Origin of the sequence: Rubripirellula obstinata (assembly GCF_001642955.1) — a bacterium.
Taxonomy (GTDB): Bacteria; Planctomycetota; Planctomycetia; order Pirellulales; family Pirellulaceae; genus Rubripirellula; species Rubripirellula obstinata.
Genome location: NZ_LWSK01000178.1, coordinates 1 through 8,156, shown reverse-complemented (window position 1 = coordinate 8,156; position 8,156 = coordinate 1). Strand labels below are relative to the sequence as shown.

The following is an 8,156-nucleotide window of genomic DNA, read 5'->3' as shown; positions in this document are numbered from 1 at the left end:
GTTATGATCGCGGATCGATCAACGACAATTTGCATTGATTTGTTCGACTTCCCTCGGGATGAGTGACGACACCAATCCGGCAGTAATTAATACGACGTCCCCTGCGAAAGCCGACACTTATTCCCCGCTCGTTCCTTAGTTCGTTTAGCCGCGTTGGGCATCGCCCCGCGTGTTCGGAGCCGTACGACGCGCGGGGCGATGCCCACGCGGTTAAACGTTTAAAACTCTTCACGGCGTTGGGCAACGCCCCAGGAATATGGACGCCAACGATTGTTTGGCCAACGGCCATGAACACGCGGGGATCGGGGACGGCCATGCGGCGATGGTAGCGCGGGGATTGAATATGGCCGTTGGCAAAACGGGCGCGGCGGGTTGCCCGGGACCTAGGGCGTTGCCCTAGGCTACGGTGCAGATGGCCGTTGGCCAAAACAGTGGGGCGACGGAGGCGTTGCCAACCGGTAGAACAGGAGAACGGGGACAGTGCATGTGTATGATCGATCGGTATTACGTGGAAATCTGATTCGAGGCTCGGTTGGCGAAGCTTTCGGTGGCCGCGAATTGAGTCGATCGAACCAAGCTTTCACCGCTCCGCGGCTAGAATTCCAGATTCTCAACTTCTAGCTTGGTTTCTTTGGCTTGGGCCAACCACTGGTGAAGTGCGTCGTCATCGTCGCTGGCGACGATCGTTTTTAAGGCGTCGAAGTGTTCAGCAAATCGTTCCATTTCGCTGAGGATGGCGTTTCGATTGGCGGCGCAGATGGCGGTCCACATTTCGGGATCGCCAGCAGCGACTCGCGTGATGTCTCGCCATCCTGAACCGACCAATTGGCCGGCCGGTTGTTGCACCATTCTTGCCACCAAAGCGGATACCAAGTGCGGCACATGACTGGTCGATGCCAAGTGGACGTCATGTTCCGATGCCGACATGACCACGGTTTGGCCGCCGACGGAGGTCCAGAAATCGGTCGCCCGCTGCAACAAATCCGCTGGTGTGGCGGTATCGGGGGTCAAGACGACCGGTTTGCCATCGAACAGAGTCGCTGTGGCAAAGTCAGCGCCAGATTTCTCGCTGCCCGCGATCGGATGAGCAGCGACAAATTTCAGTCGCGCCAGTGAATCAGCCGCGACGGTGGCAACGATCTCGACTTTGGTGCTGCCCACGTCGGTGATCAGACAATCGCTCGGCGAATGCTTGGCCGCTTGGATTACAAAATCAGCGAGCCGATCGACTGGGGTCGCCACCACCACAACATCGCAATCGCGACAAACATTGGCAACCGAATCAGCGAAATCATCGATCAAGCCGCGGGCAACCAACGCGTCACCTTTGGATCGATCGCGAACGAGTCCGATCAGTTGCACGTCGGGGTGTTGCCGGCGAATCGAAAGAGCAACGCTGCCGCCCAATAATCCAACGCCAAGGATTGCGACTCGCCGCGGCGCTGTTGTTTGCGATCTCGTCATTGCATTTCCGGCAGGCGATGCCCCATCTTGGCTCGTTTGGTTTCCAAGTAACTTTTATTGTGCTCATTGACGGCGGAAACAATCGGCACTTGATCGACGACGCGAAGATCAAAGCCGCGCAAATTGAACGCTTCGGTTTTCTTTGGATTGTTGGTCAGCAAGCGAATTTCGGTCAGCCCTAGATCCTTCAAGATTTGAAGCCCGATGCCGTAATCGCGCATGTCGGCTTTGAACCCGAGCGCGTGGTTGGCTTCGACAGTATCCATCCCTTGATCTTGCAACGCGTAAGCACGAATTTTCTGAGCCAGCCCGATGCCGCGACCTTCTTGGGGCAGGTACACCAGTGCTCCGCGACCTTCTTTGGAAATCATATCGAGCGCCATGTGCAGTTGGTCACCGCAATCGCATCGCAAGGACGAAATCAGGTCACCGGTAAAACAACTGCTGTGCATGCGGACCAGCGGCGGCGGCCCGTCAGCCGTCAGATCACCAAAGACAAGGGCGACTGGTTCCTGTGGTTCGTAATCAACTTTGTAAACCTTGATCTCGAAATCGCCGTAGCGCGTCGGCAGCTTGGCTTCGGCGGAACGGCTGACCAGTTTTTCGCTGACGCGTCGGTGAGCGATCAGTTGTTCGATGCTGATCATTTTGAGATTGTGTTTTTTGGCGAGCGCGAACAAGTCGTCGCGCGTGGCACGGTCGCCTGATTCAGACAAAATTTCGCAAAGGGCTCCCGCGGGTGCCAATCCAGCCATGCGAGCCAAGTCCACGGTGGCTTCGGTGTGACCGGCGCGGCGAAGCACTCCGCCCTGTTTCGCCAACAGCGGGTAGACGTGGCCGGGCCGGACAAAGTCATCCGCCACGCAGTCGCCATTGGCCAAACGAACGATTGTCTCGCTGCGTTCGGTCGCAGTGATTCCTGTTTTGGCGTGACGAATATCGATCGGCGTCATGAAGGCGGTTTTCAGCGGCGCGTCGTTTTGCACGACCACGGGGCTGAGTTCTAACTTTCGGGCGACCGGCGGCAGAATCGAGACGCACAGTTGTCCACGTCCGGACAGCATGAAGTTGACGACTTCAGGCGTCGCTTTCTCGGCCGCACAGATATAGTCGCCTTCATTTTCGCGGTCTTCGGCGTCCACGACGATCACGACTTCGCCCCGCCGAATGGCTTCGACGGCTTCATCGACAGTATTTAGTTGGTCAGTCATTCAAGTTTGCAGTTGGGGGCATCAAATCAGAGGGATTCAGATTGTAGCGGGGACGACAGTATAGGCAGTCAATTTGATTTGCGGGGGATCGGATCTGCGACACTTTGATGCCCAAAAAGGCCTTTCTTTATGGAATTATGATTTGGTATAGCTCTTGCAACTTGTTTCAGTGTCCGGCGGGATGCATCGCCGGTCCGATTTTAGAAACAACTCCCACCTAAAGAGATCCCATGCAAACGACCACCGACAGCCCCGCCTTCATCCAAACTGTCCATGGCACCTCGTTCCCGTTCGTCGGACTTGCTCGCCTTTCGCAATCATCGATCGTCGAAACGAAAGAGCAATCCGCTGACGCCGCCAAGTCAGACAGTCTGCCGCCGGTTACGTCCGGTCAGACCGACGAAGCCTGATTCGCGTTTGACGCTGATCTATCTAGCCAACATAGAACGGAATTCATTCCGTTCATCATGGAACCAAGTCTACCGATGCAATGGAATGAATTCCGTTCCACAAGTTTGCATCACGCGGCCTTGGCAGAGTCCAAGTTTCCTTGCGTTCGCGGCAATCGCGTACCAGGATCGATGAAATTCTGCGTAAACGTTTTCCCACCGATCGCTCGCATTTCGATACGGATGGGGACTTGCGGCGGCAGAGCTTCGCTGGCCCGCATTTGACGGTCAACATGTCCGCCTTGCAGCGTGCCGGTGATTGCGGTCGATAATGCCAGATTCAGTGCGGCGGTGGTCAGCGGTGCGATGTTGATCGGCACCAGATCGCTTTGTCCATCACTGCAGGCGACATCCATTTCTCGCCAAGATTCGCCGTTAGACGATTCAGCTTGATCGAATTTTATCCAGACGCGAATTCCGATAATCGCGTTGGGCAGAGTGCTGTTATTCGCTAGCGCCAAACCAAGAAAATACTTCGCACCCACCTCGCCCTCTTTGCAATTCAATCGGCGCAGCGTTTCGTAGTCTTCATTCAACAGCACGCTGCCCGACAAAGCGTGAACGGGATGAACTTCCAGTTGAGCTTTTTCGCAGTTCGCCCGGATCAGCCAAAAGTACAACGTCGAAGCGACCGCAATCGCCGAACCAGTCAGGGCGAGGTATTCACGAGCTGTTTCGGGGTCAAAGTTCATGATCGCGATCCTTTGGCGATTGATATTGGCAACGTGGTAGAATGGACCTGCGTTACCAGGTTTGACATTAGTCAATTGCCGGGCCCGATATCAATTGCAGTCGCCAGAATCGTCCATGCTCAAATTGTTTTATGTTTCCGTTTTGCTGATCAGCGGCACGTGCCTTGCCGCTGAACCTGTCGCCAAACCCGACGCGGCCACCACCGCCGACATTACAATCCAGTGGAACCAACGATACAGCGCCAACGCCAAGCGGTTTGGATTCTGCGACGTTTATCTGCCCGGTTCTGCTCCGCCGGTTTCGGGCTACCCGGTGGTTTTGGTGATTCATGGTGGCGGGTGGATGAGTGGTGATAAATGGACGCTGGAAAGCTATTGCCGATCGCTGGCCGATGTTGGGATTGCTGCGGTTTCGATCAATTATCGTTTGGCACCCGATGACAAGTTCCCATCACAAATTGATGACGTTCGCAGTGCGATGCTATGGACTCGCGAACAAAGCAAATCGCTTTCGCTTGACATGCAAAAGTTCGGGCTGTTCGGCTATTCCGCGGGTGGTCATCTGGCTTTGTTGGCGGCATCGCTTGCGGACGAGACGATCAAAGTCCAGGCCGCCGCGAGCGATTGGTCGGTCGATGATCCGCGTTGGAAGTTGCTGCCGCCGGTGAAAGCTGTCTGCGCCGGCGGTCCACCATGCGACTTTGAAAATCTGCCGATCGACAATACCGCGATGGCATACTTCTTGGGCGGTTCTCGCCGCGAACGGTCCGAGTTGTACACGTCGGCTTCACCACTGGCCCACGTTTCCAAGGATGATCCGGCGACCAAAATCATTCATGGCGATCAAGACATCATTGTTCCCATTGCAGGAGCAAAGGTTTTTGGGGCCAAGCAAAAAGAACTTGGCGTGGATCACCACCTGAGCGTTATTTCTGGGCAGGGACATATGCTGACCTTTCTAAATCCGCGGACTCGACAGTTAATGGTCAAGTTCTTTCGCGACCAGTATCATCTGAATTGAATCGACCAAGATCAGTCTGAAATTTCCCGCGATAACTCTCTGCCAAACTTACTGCGAAAATGCACATGCTCGTTCCCCCTTCGATGCAAACCCTATCGATGCGAATCGCATCTTCGTACTTTTCTGCGTTGATCTTGATCGCGTGCGTTTTTGCTCCTTCGGTCCGTTCGGAAACATGGCCGACGTGGCGTGGTCAGGCGGGTGACAATCATGCGGCCAGCGGCAATCAGGTTCCCGAAAATTGGGATTTGACCAGCGGCAAAAACATCGTGTGGAAAACAGCGATTCCTGGCCGCGGGCACTCGTCACCCGTGGTCACCGATGATGCGATTTTCTTGACCACCGCTGACAACGAAAAGAAAACGCAGTCGCTGCTAAAGCTTGACCGAGAATCGGGAAAGCTGATCGGCGAAACAGTTCTGCACCGCAACGGGTTGCCCGAAAGAATTCACCCCAGCAATTCGCATGCTTCGCCAACACCAGCGTTTGATGGACAACATCTGTTTGTCTGCTTTCACACCAACGATTCGATTGTCCTTAGCAAAGTGACGCCAGAGGGTCAGATCGATTGGCAGAAAAAGGTTTGTGATTTCAAACCAGATCAGTTTCAATTCGGATACGGTGCCAGCCCGGTCATCGAGGATAATGTCGTGATCGTGGCCGCCGAGTACGACGGTGCTGGTTGTGGACTGTACGGACTGGATCGCGAAACGGGAAAGCAAGTTTGGAAAGCGCCGCGTCCAATCAATCTGAGTTTCTCTTCGCCGATTGTGGCGACCGTTGGCGGAACGCGTCAGCTTTTTTTGGCAGGTGCCAGCACCATCAACAGTTACGACCCAGCCGATGGAAAACTTCTCTGGTCCATTGACGAAAGTACCGATGCGATTTGCGGTACGGTCGTTTGGGATGATCGCAATGTCTTCATCAGCGGAGGCTACCCCGGCAAAGGAACTTGGTGCGTAAGCGGTGACGGGACCAAGGTTCGCGTGTGGGATAACCGCGTGAAATGCTACGAGCAATCGCTGCTTCGATTTGGCGACCATTTGTTGGCACTTGATGACAACGGGATTGGGCATTGCATCGATGCCAACGACGGCGAAAGCGTTTGGAAAAAGCGATTGTTTGACGGCAAAGTCAGTGCGTCGCCTTTGTTGGTGGCAGACCGAATCTATACGGCGTCCGAAGATGGCGGCGTTGTTGTGATTTCCACCAACACGGAAAAGTGTGAAATTCTGGCTGAAAACCAAACAGGTAATTCGATCTTTGCCAGTCCTGTTGTCGTGGACAATCGGCTGTATTTGCGGCCGGCAGTCGGCTTCGGTCAGGACCGGCAAGAATACCTGGTGGCGATTGGTCGCAGTGCTGCCGGGCCCCCGAAGTAGTGCCTGATGGCAAACGATCCGCGGACGACTAATATCGGTGCCGTAGCGATTGCTGTGTTTGCTTCGCTCTTTGCACCCGATATTCCGACGTCCTTAATGAATCGATCATTACTACTTGGCTTGTGCGTTTGTTTACTGATCTCATGTTCGCATGGTTTCTGTTCGCATGGTTTCGCTCAGGCCCTTGTCACCGCTGATCCAGCAGCCAAGCAGTCGCAGAAAGACGATCCGGAATCAAAATTCATCACCGGTGACGTCATGCGTGACTTGCAGTCGCAATCCATGCGATCACAGAAAGCGGTCTACGGTCATTGGGGCAACCAAGGTGACCGATTTAGCAATTGGTTGAACCACAGCAACCGTTTGATTCCTGTCTACACCTTCGGAATCACGCTCGACTCGATCCGAAAAAAGGGCAGCATCTACAGCGACCCCGAACGACTAAAACAACTCTACGGTCGCGTGCCGGAGGCAACAGTCAATCCTACGGCGACCTATTTCGATCAAACGGAACTTCATCAGTTGCAACTTGATGCTCTTGATTCAGGTTTCAAAAACATCATCGTCGTTATTTTCGACGGAATGGATTGGCAAACGACTCGCGCCGCGTCAATCTTCAAACAAGGTCAAGTCAGCTATGAAGAAGGACGAGGCAACGGGTTGGCCTTTCAAGATGAATGTCGCGCGGTGACGGATTTCGGTTTGATCGTGACCAGTGCTTTTGCAGCCGGTGCTAAGACTGACGTCAACTCGCAAACGGTGATCAGTTGCTCGAAAGAATCCACCGGTGGCTATGACGTGTTGCGAGGTGGAGACGTGCCGTGGCATGAACAATCCAGTATGAATTACTTGATGGGCCTCGATCGGGAACGGCCACACAATGTGACTGATTCCGCAGCCTCGGCGACCAGCATTACCACCGGAACCAAGACTTACAGCGGAGCGATCAACTTTGCGCCGGATGGAAGTCGATTGATTCCCATTGCACGCCGACTGCAAGCAGAGACGAAGATGAGCATCGGTGTCGTTACCAGCGTTCCGGTCAGCCATGCGACACCGGCGGCAGCCTACGCGAACAATGTTTCGCGAAAAGACTATCAAGACATCGCCCGGGACATGTTGGGCTTGCCATCGTCATCGCATCGCAATGATACGCTGGCCGGTGTCGACGTTTTGATCGGGGGTGGATGGGGCGAAGGCAAAAAGAGCGATCGGTCACAGGGAGACAATTTCGCGACTGGCAATCCGTACTTGCATCAAGACGATTTGCGAAAAGCGGATATCGAAAACGGTGGCAAATATGTTGTCGCGCAGCGTACCAAGGGCTCGGCTGGTAGAGAGGTCTTGATGCAGGCCGCTGTTAAGGTCGCCGACAATGTTGCTGCAATGAATCAGTCTGATCAAGCGGAGCGATCTGATCAGCCAACGCGGTTGCTTGGATTCTTTGGAACCAAGAATGGCCATCTACCATTTCAAACCGCCGACGGTGACTACACGCCAACTTTCGATGCGGCAGGAACCGAGCGATACACTGATGCAGACATTCGAGAAAATCCGACACTGGCGGATATGACCGAAGCAGCACTGACTGTTTTGGAGAAAAACCCAAAGGGATTCTGGTTGATGGTGGAAGCTGGCGACGTCGATTGGGCGAATCACGCCAACAATTTGGACAACAGCATTGGGGCGACGCTTAGTGGTGACGCAGCGTTCGAGTCGGTGATGAACTGGATTGAAGCCAACGAAGCTTGGGATGAAACCGCAGTCATTGTGACCGCTGATCACGGGCACTATTTGGTGCTCGACTATCCAGAAAAGATCGCCGAAGCCGGAGCGAAAGCTCAGCGTCCTGTCGCTGATCCCGCCCGGGTTCAGCCCAACGCCGTGAAGGGTTTCTAAACTGTTTAACCGCGTGGGCATCGCCCCGCGCGTCCATG

Annotated in this window: 7 protein-coding genes; 4 read left to right on the top strand and 3 right to left on the bottom strand. The window is 54.4% G+C overall.

What is annotated here, in order from left to right; all coding sequences use genetic code 11:
• Positions 1–594 precede the first annotated feature (594 nt).
• Positions 595–1,464, bottom strand: a complete 870-nt coding sequence (locus tag RC85_RS23945) for a prephenate dehydrogenase (protein WP_068267272.1) — start codon at positions 1,462–1,464, stop codon at positions 595–597.
• The gene (locus RC85_RS23940; protein ID WP_068267271.1) at positions 1,461–2,675 is read right to left on the bottom strand and encodes a bifunctional 3,4-dihydroxy-2-butanone-4-phosphate synthase/GTP cyclohydrolase II; all 1,215 of its coding nucleotides are present in this window, start codon (positions 2,673–2,675) and stop codon (positions 1,461–1,463) included. Before RC85_RS23940 ends, RC85_RS23945 begins: the two co-directional genes overlap by 4 nt.
• Before the next feature lie 230 nt (positions 2,676–2,905).
• Here RC85_RS23940 and RC85_RS23935 point away from each other — a divergent pair, with 230 nt between their 5' ends.
• The gene (locus RC85_RS23935) at positions 2,906–3,085 is read left to right on the top strand and encodes a hypothetical protein (protein ID WP_068267270.1); all 180 of its coding nucleotides are present in this window, start codon (positions 2,906–2,908) and stop codon (positions 3,083–3,085) included.
• A gap of 110 nt (positions 3,086–3,195) precedes the next feature.
• Here RC85_RS23935 and RC85_RS23930 read toward each other — a convergent pair whose 3' ends face one another.
• A complete protein-coding gene (locus RC85_RS23930) occupies positions 3,196–3,816 on the bottom strand; it encodes a hypothetical protein (protein WP_068267269.1) in 621 nt (206 codons plus the stop codon).
• Positions 3,817–3,931: 115 nt separating this feature from the next.
• Here RC85_RS23930 and RC85_RS23925 point away from each other — a divergent pair, with 115 nt between their 5' ends.
• The 3 genes from RC85_RS23925 (at position 3,932) to RC85_RS23915 (ending at position 8,118) form a co-directional block, all read left to right on the top strand.
• Positions 3,932–4,837: an alpha/beta hydrolase gene (locus tag RC85_RS23925; RefSeq protein WP_068267268.1), complete on the top strand. Its 906-nt coding sequence runs from the start codon at positions 3,932–3,934 to the stop codon at positions 4,835–4,837.
• Positions 4,838–4,902: 65 nt separating this feature from the next.
• Positions 4,903–6,219, top strand: coding sequence for an outer membrane protein assembly factor BamB family protein (locus tag RC85_RS23920; RefSeq protein ID WP_160148161.1), 1,317 nt, complete (start codon positions 4,903–4,905; stop codon positions 6,217–6,219).
• A 6-nt stretch (positions 6,220–6,225) separates the two neighbouring features.
• A complete protein-coding gene (locus RC85_RS23915) occupies positions 6,226–8,118 on the top strand; it encodes an alkaline phosphatase (RefSeq protein ID WP_068267267.1) in 1,893 nt (630 codons plus the stop codon).
• The last annotated feature ends 38 nt before the right edge of the window (positions 8,119–8,156 follow it).